The sequence below is a fragment of the Mesorhizobium norvegicum genome, from assembly GCF_004919685.1.
GTDB classification, from domain to species: Bacteria; Pseudomonadota; Alphaproteobacteria; order Rhizobiales; family Rhizobiaceae; genus Mesorhizobium; species Mesorhizobium norvegicum.
In genome coordinates this window covers 230,943-247,777 of sequence record NZ_SMYZ01000021.1, presented here as the reverse complement: position 1 = coordinate 247,777, position 16,835 = coordinate 230,943, and the positions used below count along the sequence as shown (strand labels likewise).

At 63.5% G+C, this 16,835-nt stretch carries 19 protein-coding genes; 10 read left to right on the top strand and 9 right to left on the bottom strand.

Features of this window, described 5'->3' with window-relative positions; translation table 11 throughout:
* Positions 1–9 precede the first annotated feature (9 nt).
* From FCU66_RS09075 to FCU66_RS09060, 4 genes are all read left to right on the top strand, one after another.
* Positions 10–621 (top strand): rod-binding protein, encoded by a 612-nt coding sequence (locus FCU66_RS09075; protein WP_168991767.1) that lies wholly within the window; start codon positions 10–12, stop codon positions 619–621.
* A 97-nt stretch (positions 622–718) separates the two neighbouring features.
* Positions 719–1,144: a hypothetical protein gene (locus FCU66_RS09070; RefSeq protein WP_136616750.1), complete on the top strand. Its 426-nt coding sequence runs from the start codon at positions 719–721 to the stop codon at positions 1,142–1,144.
* A gap of 97 nt (positions 1,145–1,241) precedes the next feature.
* Positions 1,242–1,757, top strand: a complete 516-nt coding sequence (locus FCU66_RS09065) for a hypothetical protein (RefSeq protein ID WP_136616749.1) — start codon at positions 1,242–1,244, stop codon at positions 1,755–1,757.
* Between the two features lie 198 nt (positions 1,758–1,955).
* A complete protein-coding gene (locus tag FCU66_RS09060) occupies positions 1,956–2,240 on the top strand; it encodes an SCP2 sterol-binding domain-containing protein (protein ID WP_136616748.1) in 285 nt (94 codons plus the stop codon).
* Positions 2,241–2,336: 96 nt separating this feature from the next.
* Here the strand turns inward: FCU66_RS09060 and FCU66_RS09055 are convergent, their stop codons facing one another.
* Together FCU66_RS09055 and odc2 are read right to left on the bottom strand one after the other, a co-directional pair.
* A complete protein-coding gene (locus FCU66_RS09055; protein WP_246093836.1) occupies positions 2,337–2,936 on the bottom strand; it encodes a GNAT family N-acetyltransferase in 600 nt (199 codons plus the stop codon).
* Positions 2,937–3,034: 98 nt separating this feature from the next.
* A complete protein-coding gene (gene odc2, locus FCU66_RS09050) occupies positions 3,035–4,168 on the bottom strand; it encodes an ornithine/lysine decarboxylase (RefSeq protein WP_136616747.1) in 1,134 nt (377 codons plus the stop codon).
* 540 nt (positions 4,169–4,708) lie between these two features.
* Between odc2 and FCU66_RS09045 the strand changes: the two genes are divergently transcribed.
* The 4 genes from FCU66_RS09045 (at position 4,709) to FCU66_RS09030 (ending at position 8,860) form a co-directional block, all read left to right on the top strand.
* A complete protein-coding gene (locus FCU66_RS09045) occupies positions 4,709–5,905 on the top strand; it encodes an amidase (protein ID WP_136616746.1) in 1,197 nt (398 codons plus the stop codon).
* 2 nt (positions 5,906–5,907) lie between these two features.
* Positions 5,908–6,807, top strand: coding sequence for a LysR family transcriptional regulator (locus FCU66_RS09040; RefSeq protein WP_136616745.1), 900 nt, complete (start codon positions 5,908–5,910; stop codon positions 6,805–6,807).
* A gap of 173 nt (positions 6,808–6,980) precedes the next feature.
* Complete coding sequence (locus FCU66_RS09035; RefSeq protein ID WP_136616744.1) at positions 6,981–7,649, top strand: DUF1007 family protein; 669 nt, start codon at positions 6,981–6,983, stop codon at positions 7,647–7,649.
* On the top strand, positions 7,646–8,860 hold the full coding sequence (locus FCU66_RS09030) for a nickel/cobalt transporter (RefSeq protein WP_136616743.1): 1,215 nt from the start codon (positions 7,646–7,648) through the stop codon (positions 8,858–8,860). Before FCU66_RS09035 ends, FCU66_RS09030 begins: the two co-directional genes overlap by 4 nt.
* Positions 8,861–9,008: 148 nt before the next feature.
* Here the strand turns inward: FCU66_RS09030 and denD are convergent, their stop codons facing one another.
* The 4 genes from denD to FCU66_RS09010 all read right to left on the bottom strand — a co-directional run bounded on the left by denD (position 9,009) and on the right by FCU66_RS09010 (position 11,992).
* Complete coding sequence (denD, locus tag FCU66_RS09025) at positions 9,009–9,983, bottom strand: D-erythronate dehydrogenase (RefSeq protein WP_136616742.1); 975 nt, start codon at positions 9,981–9,983, stop codon at positions 9,009–9,011.
* A 16-nt stretch (positions 9,984–9,999) separates the two neighbouring features.
* Positions 10,000–10,212 carry a hypothetical protein gene (locus FCU66_RS09020; RefSeq protein ID WP_136616829.1) on the bottom strand — a complete coding sequence of 71 codons (213 nt, stop codon included), beginning with the start codon at positions 10,210–10,212 and terminating at the stop codon, positions 10,000–10,002.
* A gap of 89 nt (positions 10,213–10,301) precedes the next feature.
* Positions 10,302–11,279, bottom strand: a complete 978-nt coding sequence (locus FCU66_RS09015; RefSeq protein WP_136616741.1) for a cation diffusion facilitator family transporter — start codon at positions 11,277–11,279, stop codon at positions 10,302–10,304.
* 26 nt (positions 11,280–11,305) lie between these two features.
* Complete coding sequence (locus FCU66_RS09010) at positions 11,306–11,992, bottom strand: GNAT family N-acetyltransferase (RefSeq protein ID WP_136616740.1); 687 nt, start codon at positions 11,990–11,992, stop codon at positions 11,306–11,308.
* An 83-nt stretch (positions 11,993–12,075) separates the two neighbouring features.
* On the opposite strand from FCU66_RS09010, the gene FCU66_RS09005 reads away from it, so the two are divergent.
* Both FCU66_RS09005 and FCU66_RS09000 read left to right on the top strand, forming a co-directional pair.
* Positions 12,076–13,260, top strand: coding sequence for a pyridoxal phosphate-dependent aminotransferase (locus FCU66_RS09005; RefSeq protein ID WP_136616739.1), 1,185 nt, complete (start codon positions 12,076–12,078; stop codon positions 13,258–13,260).
* 152 nt (positions 13,261–13,412) lie between these two features.
* Positions 13,413–13,787, top strand: a complete 375-nt coding sequence (locus FCU66_RS09000; protein WP_136616738.1) for a YciI family protein — start codon at positions 13,413–13,415, stop codon at positions 13,785–13,787.
* Here the strand turns inward: FCU66_RS09000 and FCU66_RS08995 are convergent, their stop codons facing one another.
* The 3 genes from FCU66_RS08995 to trhO form a co-directional block, all read right to left on the bottom strand.
* Positions 13,788–14,543, bottom strand: coding sequence for an SDR family oxidoreductase (locus FCU66_RS08995; RefSeq protein ID WP_136616737.1), 756 nt, complete (start codon positions 14,541–14,543; stop codon positions 13,788–13,790).
* 364 nt (positions 14,544–14,907) lie between these two features.
* Positions 14,908–15,645: a tellurite resistance TerB family protein gene (locus FCU66_RS08990; RefSeq protein ID WP_136616736.1), complete on the bottom strand. Its 738-nt coding sequence runs from the start codon at positions 15,643–15,645 to the stop codon at positions 14,908–14,910.
* Between the two features lie 124 nt (positions 15,646–15,769).
* Positions 15,770–16,699 carry an oxygen-dependent tRNA uridine(34) hydroxylase TrhO gene (gene trhO / locus FCU66_RS08985; protein ID WP_136616735.1) on the bottom strand — a complete coding sequence of 310 codons (930 nt, stop codon included), beginning with the start codon at positions 16,697–16,699 and terminating at the stop codon, positions 15,770–15,772.
* Positions 16,700–16,835: the final 136 nt, after the last annotated feature.

The window sequence follows — 16,835 nt, the reverse complement described above, 5'->3', positions numbered from 1 at the left end:
TGTTGAGGCATGGTCTGGCTAAGGAAACCCGACAAAAGGCGGACGTTCTTGGCGATTTCTCCACCCAGCGACATCGTTATGGATGTGGCCCGAGCCGTCGACCCGACGGACATCGAGGCCGCCCGTGCCGCGCTGACAAAGCGGGCTGGCGGTGCCGCGGGCACATTTTCGGTCGACAGCGCCGCTTCGGTCGATGCCGGCTCGATCCTGTCGCGCGCCACCGCCGACAAGGCTGCCGCCTCAACCGATCCCGCCAAGAAGTTCAAGAAGTTCGAGGCGATGGTGCTGCAGACCTTCATCCAGAACATGCTGCCCAAGGACACCGAAGGCGTCTATGGCAAGGGCCTGGCTGGCGACATGTGGAAATCGCAACTTGCCGAGCGGGTGGCCGACGTCATGGCCGAACGCGGCGGCATCGGCATCGCCAAGTCGATGCTTGCCGATCACTATATCGAAGGCAAGCGCGTCGTGCCGGTCGGTCCGGTTTCGGGCGGGCCGGAAAAGACCGAGATCGATCAACAGAACAGCCTGTCGACCTCGTTGGTGCATGAATTTCAGCGCAGGGCGGCGCGGTCGATCACCGGTGACGAGACCACCATCAAGACAGACATCAAGATCTAGGGCATGCCCCAAGCCGGGAACCGGTCTGGGGAAAAGACCTGCTCAAACACTGAGATAGTGCGTATCCGAGTTTCAATCTAACCAGACCGGGATTTTCATGGCCGACTTTTCGGAATTCACCCCCAACCTGCCAGCCCGCACGACCGCGTCGGAAGCGCCGATCCCGTTCGCGCGGCCTGGCAACCTCGCCGCCATCATCGGCCGCATCGAGGAAGTGGTCGAGGAAGAGACGGCCGGCATCCGCAACGCCACCAACTACGATCTCAAGGCGTCGAACGCCCGCAAGAGCCGCTACCTCTACGAGCTGACCCGCGCCATGAAGGGCGGCAGCGAAGCCGAATTCCTCGAACAGCACCGCGAGGGCCTGACCCGGCTGCGCCAGAAGCTGGCGAAGAACGAGGCGGCGATCCTAGCGCACCTCAGCGCGGTCAACGAAGTCGCCAGCCTGCTGCGGCACGCCATCCAGCGTGCGGAAACCGACGGCACCTATTCCGCCGGCGAGTTCGGCTGGATCAAGGCATGATGCCGAACACCAGGGATAGATCGGCGATCCTGCCCAGGCTTGAGGGCAGTGCCACATTGCCATTGCAAGGGAATGACCAAGGGGATGGCAGGGTCTGATGATCAAGGTCATCGCCATCGCCGTCTGGATCTGTGCTGCCACACTGGGCGCCGTGTTCTATTCGTTCCAGGCTGCCGGCGAGCGCGGTGTCGGCGAAAAGCCGAAGCCGATGCTGGGCGGGCTCGACTACGTCAAGACCGACATCATTTCGGTGCCGCTGATCCGCGATTCCCAGATCGGTGGCTATTTCCTGACCAAGCTCGTCTACACGGTCGAACCCGAGCAGATAAAGAAGCTGTCGATTCCGGCGGAAGCGCTGATCACCGACCAAGTCTATTCCTACCTGTATTCCAATCCGCAGATCGACTTCACCAATAAGGTGACGATCGATCTCGATGCCTTCCGTGCCGCGATCCGCGATACCGTCAACGCGCGTGTCGGCGCCCCCTTGGTGCATGAGGTTCTGATCGATCAGGTCAATTTCCTGTCAAAGGACGAAATCCGCGACAACTGGCTGCGCCGCAAGAAAAGCGAGACGGCGAGCGAAATGACCAAGGCGTTCAAGGAACACTGAGTTGCCCTGCTCATAGGCCCCAATCCCATCGGGCCTCACCTGCCGTGACGGCAGGAACCAGCCGCCGGAATCCGCGTTGACGTAAACGTCAACCCAAAGCTATATGCGGCAGCGACCGTGATCGCGAAACCGCGGCATGGGCTTCGGCTGGATCGAAGCGCCGTTGCGAGACAGATGCAACCAGACAAGGAGAACAGCGTGAGCGTTCAGGAGATTGCCGAGAAGATCAAGTCGCGCGTGGCAAGCAGCGGGTTCGATCGTTCCGTGAAATTCGACACCGGCAGCGACGGCGTCATCGTCATCGACGGCGCGACCGTCTCGACATCAGATGCACCCGCCGACTGCACCATCAAGCTCTCGCTCGACGATCTGGATTCGCTGATCGCTGGCGACCTGAACCCGACCATGGCGTTCATGACCGGCAAGATAAAAGTCGAAGGCGACATGACCGTCGCCATGGCGCTCAACCAGCTGATCGGCTGAAAGCAGGCAGCCGCCCAAGGCGGCGCCCACCAATCGCGAAAAAAACGCCGCCTTTTCGGGCGGCGTTTATGCATGAGCTGCCGGCGGCTTCGAGTCTCAAGCCGCCGATGTCAATTCCTGCGCCTTCAGCTTGCGGCCGGCAGCCTTCAGCGTGCCGTGCACGCCGTCAAGCGCACCGTCCACCAGTTCCAGCGCCAACAGGCGGTGCCGCTCATAGGGTCCCGGCATGGCAAGCGAACCGGTCCTGGAGGCCGAGAAGCCGAAGCGTCCATAAAAGGGCGCATCGCCGACCAGCAGGATCGCCGCGTGGCCAAGGCGCGCCGCCTCGGCGATGGCACGGCGCATCAGCGCCGAGCCGATGCCAGCATTCTTGAGCGACGGATCGACGGCGAGCGGACCAAGCAGCAGCGCGGCCTTGCCGCCCTCGCCCAGCGTGACATCCCACAGCCGCACCGTGCCGGCCACGCCGCCCGAAGCATCGCGGGCAACGAAGGCCAGGCCTTCCGAGGGCCGGCGGCCGCGCCGCAGCTTCTCCGACGACTTTTTCCGCCGCTTCGGCCCCATGGCCTCGTCCAACAGCGCTTCACGCGCGGCAATGTCGGTCGCAGTTTCGGCAACAACGGCAATGGCGCTCTCCCCCTCAAGCGGGGAGATTGCGCGCGCAGCGCCGTCAACAATGAAATTTGCAATGTCCATTTCCGTGATCCCTGGCGAGCGGAGATTGTTCCACAGGCGAGCCCAGGCGGGCGATTTGCTCGCCCGCGCCGGATGATCTGATCGGTTCTTTCGAACCGTCAGATCACGTAGGATCGGAGAGGCTCGAAGCCGTTGAAGGCGACCGCCGAGTAGGTGGTCGTGTAGGCGCCGGTGCCTTCGATCAGCACCTCGTCACCGATCGTCAGCGACAAGGGCAGCGGATAGGGCGTCTTCTCGTACATCACGTCGGCCGAATCGCAGGTCGGGCCAGCGAGCACGCAGGGCGCGGTCTCCGTGCCGTCATGCGCGGTGACGATCGGGTAGCGGATCGCCTCGTCCATCGTCTCGGCCAGACCGCCGAACTTGCCGATGTCGAGGAACACCCAGCGCACATTGTCGTTGGCTGCCTTCTTGGAGATCAGCACGACTTCCGACTTGATAACGCCGGCATTGCCGACCATGCCACGGCCCGGCTCGATGATGGTTTCGGGAAGCGCATTGCCGAAATGCTTGCGCAGCGCCGAGAAGATCGCCTGGCCATAGGCCTGGGCGGCCGGCACGTCACGCAGATAGCGCGTCGGGAAACCACCGCCCATATTGACCATCTTCAAGACTATGCCTTCCTCGGCGAGCGTCGCGAACACCACCTTGGCGTCGGCCAGCGCACGGTCCCAGGCGGTCAGGTCGGTCTGCTGCGAGCCGACATGGAACGACACGCCATAGGCGTCGAGGCCGAGCCCCTTGGCGTGGCGCAGCACGTCGACGGCCATCGCCGGCACGCAGCCGAACTTGCGCGACAGCGGCCATTCGGCGCCCTCGCCATCGGTCAGTACGCGGCAGAACACGCGGGAGCCTGGAGCGACACGGGCGATCTTCTCGACCTCTTCGACGCAGTCGACCGCGAACAGCCGGATGCCGAGCTGGTAGGCGCGTGCGATGTCACGCTCCTTCTTGATGGTGTTGCCGAAGGAGATGCGGTCCGCCGGCGCACCGGCGTCCATCGCCATCTCGACTTCGGCAACGGAAGCGGTGTCGAAGGACGAGCCCATCGCAGCAAGCAGGCGCAGGATTTCCGGCGCCGGGTTTGCTTTCACCGCGTAGTAGATCTTGGAATCGGGCAGCGCCTTCTCGAAGGCGCGGAAATTGTCGCGCACGACATCGAGGTCGACGACGAGGCAGGGGCCGGACGGACGTCGGGTGGCGAGGAAGTCAAGGATGCGCTGGGTGGCCATCGGGGTCTCTCCATCAGCGCCTTTCGGCGCGCAATAAGGCTGCGGGACGCGGGCTGTCAGCCTCGCGAACACGCGGTGGACAAAGGCGGGACGGAAATCCATGGAACCAGCCGGTGGAGACCCCGGAACCATGAAGCGCCGTCTCGCGGCGGTGAACCTTGGCCTTGCCCGGCCTCGGTTCGCTTTGTCTGCCTTGGCTTGGATGGGAGACCCGTCCGCACTGCCGGCAATGAAGGTGTGCCTCTTCAGTAACCCCGGTTTTTGGACAACCGGCAGAACACCAGAAAGGCCCGCACCGTCGTTGCTTCAAGGTGTCCTCGGGCTGGCGGTTGGCCGCTAGACCGACTGGAGGGGTTGGCTCCAGTTACCTTACCGATTTCCCTCACCATTCGAGGATCGGCGGACACCCACAGGCACGTGCGACTTTGGGCAAGCGCGATATATGGCTGCTGGCCGTCACAATCAATAAAAATCGTATCCCAGGTTGTAAAATTTCTGGCATCGAACGATGTTGCGGCAACCGTATCCGGATATCGAACGATGACAGGCACGCACGGCCCTCTCAATGCCTTTCTCGATCTTCGCCAGATGCCGGTGGCACATGCCGAGCTCGGCCCGCTGGCCGGCCTGCGGTTGGCCGTCAAGGACATCTACGACGTCGCCGGCTACCGCACCGGTTGCGGCAATTCCAGGAAGTTAGCCGAAAGCCACGCCGCCTCGCGCACCGCACCGGCCGTGCAGATGATTCTCGATGCCGGCGCGCGCTTCGTCGGCAAGACGCAGACCGACGAGCTTGCCTTCGCGCTGTTCGGCCAGAATGCGCATTTCTCGTTTCCGGTGAACCCGGCAGCGCCCGACCGCGTCACCGGCGGCTCGTCATCGGGGTCGGCGGCGGCGGTGGCGGGCAGGCTGGCCGACATCGCCACCGGCTCCGACACCGGCGGCTCGATCCGCGCGCCGGCGAGCTTTTGCGGATTGATCGGGCTGCGCACCACCCATGGCCGCATTTCGCTCGATGGTACGATGAAGCTGGCGCCGAGCTTCGACACGTTCGGCTGGTTCGCCGACGATATCGAGACCTACGAGACCGTCGGCAAGCTACTGCTCGGCCGCGACCCGCACCAGCACACACTGGACCGGCCGCTGGCGCTGGGCTGGCTGGATGGCATGGTCGCCCGCCCGGCGATTGCCGAATATGCAGGAATGAAGGCGCTGGCGAGCGCGGTCTTCGGCGCGCCGGCGACGCCGGCAATCCGCTTCACCTCATCTGCGGATGAACTCTACTGGTGCTTTCGCCGGCTGCAGGCCAGGGAGGCCTGGGCGGTGCATGGCGAATGGATCACCAGCGGCGAGCGAGATCTTGGCCCCGGCGTTGAAGAGCGCTTCGGCTTCGGCCGTGCCGTCGACGACAAGACGGCCCAGGCCGAAAAGGTGCGCCGGCTGACCTTTCGCGGCGAACTGAGCGCCCTGCTCGGCAAGGACGGCTTCCTTGTCTTGCCGACGGTGCCGGGCCCGGCACCTTACGTCGACAGCACGTCCGAGCAATTCCAGGCCTATCGTGAACGGGCGCTCCAACTTCTGTGTCTCGCCGGCCTGTCCGGCTTTCCGCAAATCACCTTGCCCATCGGCTCGGTCGCCGGCGCTCCGTTCGGCCTGTCGCTGCTTGGGCCTTCCGGCAGCGACATTGCCCTGATACGGCTCGGCCGGAAACTTCTCGACGCGGCACGAAAGGCCTGACCATGGACACACTGACCCGCATGCGTGCCTTCATCGACGTGGTCGAGGCCGAGGGCTTTTCGGCGGCGGCGCGCAAGATCGGCCGCTCCAAGGCCCTTTTGTCGAAATATGTGCGCGAGTTGGAAGACGAGCTCGGCGCGTTGCTGCTCAACCGCACCACGCGCCAGTTCTCGATGACCGAGGCCGGCCACACCTATTACCGGCGCGCCTCAGAGATCGTGCGCGAGGTCGACAGCCTGGCCGACGCCGTGCGTGAATCCTCCGGCGACGTGCGCGGCCGGATCAAGCTGTCGGCGCCGCGCACCTTCGCCGACGCGCCGATCGGCCAGTCGCTGATCGATTTCGCCAAGCAGCATCCCGACATCGTGCTCGACATCCAGCTCGACGACCGCTTCGTCGATTTGGTCGAGGAAGGCTTCGACCTTGCGGTGCGCATCTCGCGGCTGGAGAACTCGTCGCTGATCGCCAGGCGGCTGGCGCCGTTTTCGATAAAGCTCTGCGCCTCTCCCGAACTGATCGCCAAGCATGGCACGCCGACACGGCCGCAGGATCTCAACCGCATGCCCTGCATCGTCGACACCAATGGCCGCGGACTGAACAACTGGCCGTTCAAAGGCGACAATGGCGATCCGGTGAGCGTTTCGGTGTCGGGTCCGATCGAGGTCAACAGCCCGATGACGGCGCGTGCGGCGGCCGTGGCCGGGTTGGGGTTTTCCGTCCTGCCGGATTTCATTGCCGCGCCCGACCTCGCGAGCGGCCAGCTGGTGTCGGTGATGGATGACCGCATCCTGTCGGGCGGTGGCATCTTCGCCGTCTACCCGCACCGCCGCTATCTGCCGGCCAAGGTCCGCGTTTTCGTCGACTTCCTGGTGCAGTGGTTCAAGACGCGTGAAGCCGCTTAGCCGGTTTCAGCCGTCAAGCGCGTTGCGCCACGACGCGCTTTGAGTTTTTGTTGTGCGTGTCGTCGTCCCAAAACCGCTGCGCACTTTTGGGCGACACCCAGCAGCGGTCCCAATTTCGCCCCCTTTCTGGTAACTCTCGACATCTCTCCGGGGCCCATGGAATCGCGACCGAAATGCATCTGAAACGGCACGCAATCATGCTGGCTTCGGCCTTGGCGGCGACCTTTGCCGCCACGGGACCAGCTTTTGTGCACCCGCACGTCTTCGCCGAGGCTCGCCTCGACGTGATCCTCTCCCCGGATCACCAAAGTGTGAAAGCGCTGCGTCATCTCTGGCGCTTCGACGATCTGTTTTCCTCGACGGTGATGATGGAGTTCGACAAGAACTCCGACCTGAAGCTCGACGACAAGGAACTGAAGGAGGTTGCCGACACCGTCCACGCTTCGCTGGCCGAGTTCAATTACTTCCAGCTCGTCACCGTCGACGGCAAGGATGTGGCGATGACGCCACCGCCGCATTTGATGGCCAATTTCGACAACGACCAGTTGATCATCCTGTTCGAATCCGAGCCGAAGGTGCCGATCAAGCTCAACGGCAAGATCGATATCGGCGTCTACGACCCGACATTCTACACGGCAATCGACTTCACCGAGGATTCCAACATCACGGTTGAAGACCTGCCGTCGAACTGCACCAGCAAGGTGATCCGTCCGGACCCGGACGAGGCGATCAAGGAAAACCAGAAGACCCTCACCGATGCCTTCTTCAACGATCCGACCGGCACCGACATGAGCAAGATCTTTGCCACCAAGCTCGAACTGACCTGTCAGCCAGAAGGATGAACCCGGTGACGAAACCGTCCCTGCGTTTGGCATTCGGCCTGTTGGCCGTCACTGTCGTCATGATGCATTTTGCCAACGTCGCCCATGCCCAGAGTTCGCTCGGCGTCGGCGTCAATGACGGCATGGCGCCCACCACCGGCCCGTTTGCCCACGTCCTGATGTGGATCAATCTCAGGCAGCAGGAATTCTATCGTGCGCTGGCAACGGCGATGAAGGCGATGCGCCAGGACGGCAGCAAAATCTGGATACTCATCGGCCTGTCCTTCGCTTACGGCATTTTCCATGCCGCCGGCCCCGGCCACGGCAAGGCGGTGATCTCGTCCTACATGGTTGCCAATGAGGTGGCGCTGCGGCGCGGTATCCTGCTGTCCTTCGTCTCGGCGCTGCTGCAGGGCCTGACCGCGATCGCGGTGATGCTGCTCGCCTATTTCGTCCTGCGCGGCACCACCATCTCGATGACCGACGCGGCCTGGTTCATGGAAATCATGAGCTATGTCTTCGTCACCATCTTTGGCGCCTGGCTGCTGTGGCGCAAGCTTGGTCCTTCCATCCTGCGCCTGTTTGGCAGAGGACCCGCCTACAGCCTGTCGGCGGCTCATGCCGGTCACTCGCATGGTGGCCACTCGCATGGTGGCCACTCGCATGCCGGTCATTCTCACGCCGCTCACGACCATTCGGCGCTTGCCCATTCACATGCGCTTCACGCGCATCACGACCATGCGGCTCATGATCACTCCCATGACCATGACGATCATCACCACCATGATCATGCGGCACACGATCATGCTCATCATGACCATCCTCATCACGATCACGCGGCGGGTGAGGTCTGCGACACCTGCGGCCACTCGCACGCGCCGGACCCGGCGCTGCTGTCGGGCGACCGCTTCGACTGGCGCACGGCCTGGTCGGCGGTGGCGGCGGTCGGCATCCGCCCCTGCTCCGGTGCGCTGATTGTGCTCAGCTTCGCACTTCTCAACGGGCTCTGGCTCGGCGGCCTGCTGTCGGTGCTGGCGATGTCGCTGGGCACAGCGATCACCGTCTCGGCCCTGGCCACACTTGCGGTGACCGCCAAGAACTGGGCGGTGTATTTCGCCGGCGACGGCCGCATGGGCAACCGCATCCATTCGATCGTCGAGATCGGCGGCGCTGCCTTCGTCTTCCTGTTCGGATTGCTACTGCTGTCGGCCAGCCTAACGGGCAGCGTTTGACCCATAAGTAGCGCCCGAAGGTGTGTTGAGATTCAGGTCAGGCCGTGCCGAGAACGGTTGATACCGAGAACCGGAGCGGAGCGTACTTAAGTACGTGAGCACCGGAAGCGCAGGTATCAGCCGTTCGCAGGCCGGCATCACCTGAATATCAATACACCTTGCCGCCGAGCTCATCCTCGATATGCGCGCGGATGATCTCGTCAAAACTCTTTTCGGCACTGAAGCCCAGTTCCCTCGAGCGCCTTGCCTCGAACCGCGTCGGCCAGCCCTTGACGATCGCCCAGATCGTCGCGTCCGGCTCCTCGCGGATCAGTTTCACCACCTTTGGCCCGGCGATGCGTCCCAGCGCCTCGATCTGCTCGCCGACGGTGACGGCGACGCCGGGCATCGTCAGATTGCGGCGCGGCCCGACGGTGGCGCCGTCGATCTGAGCCGCATGGATCAGGAAATTGACTGCCGAGCGCGGGCTGGCGTGCGTGTGCACGACCGAGCGCGGCACCGGCAGGATCGCCTCGTGGCCGCTCAAGGGCTCGCGGATGATGCCGGAGAAGAAGCCCGACGCCGCCTTGTTCGGCTTGCCCGGCCGCACACAGATGGTCGGCAGCCGGATGCCGATGCCGTCGAAGAAACCGCGCCTGGAATAGTCGGCCAGCAGGGCTTCGCTCATCTGCTTCTGCGTGCCGTAGGAGGTCAGCGGCGTCGGGTGGAATTCATCAGGGATGACATCCGGGAACGGCGCACCGAACACCGCGATCGACGAAGTGAAAACGACACGCGGCGCAAAACCCGCCAGCCGGATGGCATCGAACAGCGCCCGTGTGCCGTCGAGATTGACGCGGTAGCCGAGATCGAAATTGGCTTCCGCCTCGCCCGATACGATGCCCGCGAGATGAAAGACGACATCGGGACGCGACGCGACCAGGCGCTCAGTGGCACCCGCCTCGGCGAGATCCCCGGTGTGGAGGGTGACGCTGACGCCGTCCATGCTAGGTGCCTGCGGTGGCACGATGTCGTGCAGGTCGAGCGCGGTGATCTTGCCGCCGCGCAGCGTGCCGTCCTTGGCCAGCCGGGCGATGAGCTTGCGGCCGACCATGCCCGCGGCGCCAGTGATCAGAATGCGCATGTCGAAAATCCCTTGCCTACTTGCCCTGATTTTTGCGCTGGTTGCGGGCCCGCAGCCAGAACACCAAGAAAAACGCCAGCACGAAGACGATGCCAAAAAGACCGGCCAGCACGGTCGAGAGGCTACCAAGGGCCAACATCACGGTCGGCAGATAGTAGGCGCCGATACCGAACAGAAGCATGATCCACACCGCAGCGATAACAGCATTCCTGGTGTCGCGGTCCATCACGCCGCACCAGGGCAGCGGGTGTTCATCAAGCTGATTTTCAAGGTTTTGCAACTCCTGAGGCAGGACCAATCGACATCAATCGATCGATCCTAGTGATGGTGGTCGTGATGCGCGGCCGCATCATGCTCGTGCCCGTGGTCGTGATCGTCGTGGTCGTCGCCGTCGTCGGCGCACTGTCCGAATTCCGATTCCACGGTGGCATGGCTGATGCCGTGCTCGCTGGCAAGCCGCTTCTTGACGGCGCTGACCGCCTGATAGGCATCGACGCTCTCCTCGAGGCAGGCATGCAGCGTCGCCATGTTGCTGGTCCCGTCGAGCGACCAGACATGCATATGATGCACTTCGCGCACCCCCACGACCGTCGCCTCGATGTCCCTGGCGATCAGATCGCGGTCGAGGCTTGGCGGCACGCCCTCGAGCAGGACATGGGCGGCTTCACGCATCAGCGACCACGCGGTGTACAGGATAAGCAGCGAGACCAGGACCGACAGGATCGGGTCGATCGGCGTCCAGCCGGTCGCCAGGATGACCAGCGCCGCTGCGATGGCCGCGGCCGAGCCGAGCAGGTCGCCGAGCACATGCAGGATGGCGCCGCGCATGTTCAAGCTTTCACGGTCGCCGCCATGCAGCACGAAGAACGAGCCGATGTTGACCAGCAGGCCGAGGATCGCCACCGCCAGCATCGGCCCGCCCAGCACCGGCGCCGGCGCCTGCAGGCGCCCCCAGGCTTCGTAGACGATCCACAGTGCGATGACGAAGATGGCAATGCCGTTGGTGTAGGCCACCAGCGTCTTGACCCGGCCGAAGCCGTAGGTGAGACGACCGGTCGCCGGTCGCCCGGCAAGATGAAACGCATACCAGGCAAGGCCGAGCGCGATCGAGTCGGCGAGCATGTGGCCGGCATCGGCCAGCAGCGCCAGCGATCCGGTGAGGATGCCGCCAAGCGCCTCGGCAACCATGAAGCCGCCGGTCAGGCAGGCTGCGATCAGCACGCGCTTCTTGTCGGTCGAGCCATGCACATGGCCAGCGCCGTGATCATGCCCGCTGTGATCGTGGGTATGCGCCAATGGCAACTCCCGTTACGCGCCTGATCTCACGCCCCGAACTGCGCGCGAAAATCCTCGAGCCGTCGCTTCTGCTGGCCGTCGTCATCGAAATTGGCCGGGTCGAGCCATGCCTCGTAGGCACTGCGCAGCGCCGGCCACTCCTTGTCGATGATCGAATACCATGCCGTATCGCGGTTTTCACCCTTGACGATGAGATGCTGGCGGAAAATGCCCTCGAACTTGAAGCCGAACCGTTCGGCCGCCCGCTTCGATGGCTCGTTGCGGTTGTTGCACTTCCATTCGTAGCGGCGATAGCCAAGTTCGTCGAAGATGTACTTCATGAACAGGAACTGCGCTTCCGTCGCCGCCGGCTTGCGCGAGATGAGCGGTCCCCAATAGATGTTGCCGATCTCGATGACGCCATAGGCAGGATCGATGCGCATCAGCGTCTGGCGTCCTGCGATCTTGCCGCTGGCCTTGTCGACAACAGCGAAGAACAGCGGATCTTCACTCGCGGCCGATTTTTCCAGCCATGGTTGCAGATCGGCGCGAGTCTCCGGCACGGTGTCGAAAAGCCAGCGAAACCGCGTATCGCCATCGGCGACAGCCGATGCTTCATACAGGCCATCACCGTGCTTTTCAGCACTCAACGGCTCGAGGCGGACAGTACGTCCGTCCAGGACTTTGCGTTCCGGACGCGGGCGTGGCTGCCAATCCGCAAGATTTTCCGACACCGAAGACTCCAATCCGTTTGACATTTGCGGTTGGACGCTCACAAAAACGCGACCCAACAGCAAGAACCACACGGACGGGAAAAATGCTCCACACGATTTCGGCCTTCGACCGTCTCGGCGAGGAAAACGCCTTTGCCGTGCTGGCGCGCGCGACGGCCCTTGCGAGCCAAGGCCGCGACATCGTCAATCTCGGCATCGGCCAGCCGGACTTCAAGACGCCGCAGCACATCGTGGAGGCGGCGATCAAGGCGCTGCGCGACGGCCATCACGGCTACACGCCGGCCAACGGCCTTTTGGCGACGCGCGAGGCGGTGGTGCGGCGCACGCTGACCACCACCGGCGTCGAGGTGTCGCCCGAAGCTGTGATGATCCTGCCCGGCGGCAAGCCGACCATGTTCGCCGCGATCCTGATGTTCGGCGAGCCCGGCGCCGAGATCCTCTATCCCGATCCGGGCTTCCCCATCTACCGCTCGATGATCGAGTTCACCGGCGCCGCCCCGATCCCGGTGCCGATGCGCGAGGAGAACGGCTTTGCCTTCTCGGCCGAGGAGACGCTGGCGCTGATCACCTCGAAGACCAGGCTGTTGATCCTCAACTCGCCGGCCAACCCGACCGGCGGCGTCACGCCGCGCGCCGAGATCGAGAAACTGGTCAAGGGGTTGGAGAAGCATCCCGACGTCGCCATCCTTTCAGACGAGATCTACGACGTCATGACCTATGACGGCGAGACGCATTGTTCGCTGCTCGGCTTTCCCGAGATCCGCGATCGGTTGATCGTGCTCAACGGCTGGTCGAAGACCTGGGCGATGACCGGTTGGCGCATGGGCTGGTCGATCTGGCCGAATGGCGACAAGGGTGCCCATCTCTACGACAAGGTGCGCAAGCTGGCGGTCAATTGCTGGTCCTGCGTCAACGCGCCGAGCCAGTTTGCCGGCATCGCGGCCATCGACGGCCCGAAGGACGACGTCGACAAAATGATGCGCGCCTTCGACCGCCGCCGGAAGATCGTTGTCGAGGGGCTGAATGCCTTGCCCAACATTTCGTGCATCACGCCCAAGGGCGCGTTCTATGCCTTCCCCAACGTGTCGAAGACCGGCTGGAAAGCAAAGAAGCTCGCTTCGGCCCTGCTTGACGAGGCCGGCGTGGCGCTAATCGGCGGCCCCGATTTCGGCATTCTCGGCGAAGGCTATATCAGGCTCTCCTACGCCAACTCCGAGGAGAACATTTTGCGCGCGCTGGACAGGATCGGGACGTTCCTGGCGAAGTGAGCCTCAAAGCGGGCCGGTGGCCTCTTTCCGGGTGGTTGCGACTGGCGACAATGATGGTGTCATGATCCGTCCGGAGACGCACGCCCAGGGCTGGGCGTGCGCGTTGGGAACAGCTACGTTCCCCTGGATCAGGATCGAAGCAGGTGCCTCAGATGTTCTATGCAATCCTTGCCTATCACGTGGAAGATGCGATCAAGGCGCTGACGCCGCAGGAAGATGCGGCGCTGATGGCCGACCTGCTGAAGATCAACACCCGGCTTCATGAGGAAGGCACGCTTGGACCGTCCGCGCGTCTGGGGGCGACAAACGATGCCTGCACGCTGCGCGGCCCGGGCGACGGCATGATCATCGACGGCCCTTTCGCCGAAACCAAGGAGCAGTTGCTCGGCCTCTATGTGGTCGACTGCACCGCGAGAGACGACGCCATCGCGATCGCCCGCGACCTTCGCCGCGTCAATCCTACCGCCGTTTACGAGATCAGGCCCATTCTGCTCTTCAAGCCCGGCGTGCCGCTGGCGGGGAAATAACTACCCACGCCCAACAAACGGCATCTTGGTCGCCATCACCGTCATGAACAGCACATTGGCGTCGAGCGGCAGGCTGGCCATGTGGACGACGGCGTCGGCCACGCGCTGAACGTCCATCACCGCTTCGGCGGCGATCGAGCCGTTGGCCTGCGGCACGCCGACCGTCATCGGCTGCGCCATGTCGGTCAGCGCATTGCCGATGTCGATCTGGCCGCAGGCGATGTCATAGGGGCGGCCGTCGAGCGCCAGCGTCTTGGTCAGTCCGGTGATGGCATGCTTGGTCGCTGTGTACGGGACCGAGCCAGGGCGCGGCGCATAGGCCGACACCGAACCGTTGTTGATGATGCGGCCACCCATCGGCCTCTGCTTGCGCATGGCGCCGAAGGCAGCACGGGCGCACAGGAACGAACCGGTGAGGTTGACGCCGACAATATCGTTCCACACCGCGACCGGGATCTCGTCGATCGGCGTCGACTTGTAGCCCATGCCGGCATTGTTGAAGAGCAGGTCGACACGGCCGAAGGCCTCCGCCACCGTCTCGAACAGATCGTCGACCTGTTCAGCCTTGGAGATGTCGCAGGCAACCGCCAATGCCTTGGCGTCGGTGCGGCCGGCCTCGGCGACCGCGGCATCCAGCACGGATTTGCGGCGTCCGCAGAACACCGTGTTCCAGCCGGCCTTGAGCAGCGCCGTAGCGACGCTCTTGCCGATACCCGTGCCGGCGCCGGTGACGATGGCTGTTTTTTGCTCGGTCATGATTGTCCTCCGTGACGCCTCAGCCATCGCAAATGATCGCAGCTGTGACAAGCCGGACAGGATGCAAGAACACACCTGCCGACAAAAAGGGCGGTCATTGGCGACCGCCCTGATCTGAACCGGGCTTGGGAGGAGGAATAGCCGATCCGACTGCCTAGAATGATGCGCTTGCTGGGTTAACGCAAGGTTAACACAAGAAAGGCGGCCTGTGCCGTTTTGGCTTTGAGTCTGTTTCGAAAATCGCTCTGGCGAGTCATATGATGGTGGTTTCGAGAACCGGAGCGCAGCGGACATTTGGGTCCGTGAGCACCGGAAGCGCAGAAAACGCCATCAGATGGCCGCCAGAGTAGAGTTTCCAAGGCTCTTACCAGCGCGAATTGGGTGAAGTCCCCGCCTTGGCTGGCACCTTGGCTGCCGAAACCGTCGCCTCGACATGGTCGACCAGCGCGTCCGGCAGGCCAAGCCGGCCGGCAAGCAGGTCGAGATAGCCGCGCTCGGCGCGTGTGTCGGGATCGATGGTCAGGCGCGATGCCGTATAGAGTTCGAGCTTCTGCGCATCGGACTTGGCGCCGGCCACCAGCGCGTCGAGGTCGAGCGGGCTTGCCAGCTCCGCCATCAGGAATTTTTCGGCATCAGGGCCTATGCCGGCCACGCTGAGCTTGCCGGCGATCTTCTGGCGCTCGTCATCGTCGATATGGCCATCGGCCTTCGCCGCCGAGATCATCGCCCGCACCAGGGTGAGGGTGAATTCGTCCTCGCCCTGTGGCGCCTGCGACGGGTGGAAAGCGGTGTCCTTGGGCGGCGGCAGCAATTCCGGTTCGCCGGCCGCCGGCGCTTCCGCAGGTGCGTTGCCGGCCTTGTAGTTCTGGTAGGCTTTGTAGGCGAGGCCGCCGATCGCGGCCAGTCCACCAAGCTTCACCGCAGCGCCCGTCACCTCGCGGCCGGCACCGGTTCCGAGCAGCACTGCGGCCAGCGCGCCGGCGGCCAGCGGATTGTCCTTGGCCATCTGCACGGCCTGACCCGCCTTGTCGCGGACCGTGCCGCTGGTGCCGGGGATTTGCGAACCGAGCAGATCGTCGAGAAGCTTCTTGGGATCGAACATTCAATGCCTCCAGGATTTGCCCGGCCGAACGGGCAGGTTTCGAACGTCGCAGAGGTAAGTCCCGTACCCCAGCATTACAATGACAAACCGTCGCTTTGCCGTGACCGCCGAAACCAGGACGGACCTAAGATCCGATATGCCGGCCCCTGCCCCGCGCCGCGGCGAGTTCGACCTGCCGCTGGCGTTCGGCATAGCGCTGACGGTCCTCGTCCGAACGCGCATCGAAGCAATGCGGGCACGAAACACCGGCGGTAAACTTCGGCGACGATCGCTCGCTTTCGGTGAGCGGATGGCGGCAGGCGCGGCAGAGTTCCGCTTCACCCTCGGCGAGGCCGTGCGACACCGAAACCCGCTCGTCGAAGACGAAGCACTCGCCTTGCCAGAGGCTCTGTTCGGCCGGAACCTCTTCAAGGTATTTGAGGATGCCGCCCTTGAGGTGGAACACATCCTCGAAGCCGAGCGACCTGACATAGGCGGTCGCCTTTTCGCAGCGAATACCGCCAGTGCAGAACATCGCGACCTTGCGGCCTTCGAGTTCCGCCCGGTGTGCTTCCACCCAGGCCGGGAACTCGCGAAAGCTTGCGGTGGCTGGGTCGATAGCGCCCCTGAAAGTGCCGATCGACACCTCGTAGGCATTGCGCGTGTCGATGATAACAGTATCGGGTTCGGAAATCAGCGCGTTCCAGTCGGCCGGCGCGACATAGGTGCCGGCGCTTTTCGAAGGGTCGATATCATCGACTCCCATGGTGACGATCTCGCGCTTCAGCCGCACCTTCATGCGGTGGAACGGCATTTCCGCAGCCACGCTGTACTTGACCTCGAGGCCGGCGAGCCCTTCGATGGCTTCGAGATACCCGATCAGTTCGGCAATCGCCGTTTCGCCGCCGGCAACGGTGCCGTTGATGCCTTCATGCGCCAGAAGCAGCGTGCCCTTGATGCCGCGCCCACAACAGAACGCAGCGAGCGGCGTGCGCAGTTCGTCGAAGGCGTCGAGCCGGGCAAACCGGTAGAGCGCGGCGACACGGACGGGGTTTGTTGACGTGGACAATGTCATTGCCAAGGCAACTAGACGGTCGTCGCAGCCGTTTCAAGGCAGAGCGACTTCATCAGCCCGTCATCGTGTATGATGGTAGTGGCCGGCATGACCGCCCACAGCGCGTGACATCGCGACACGCTTCGTTTCATGGACA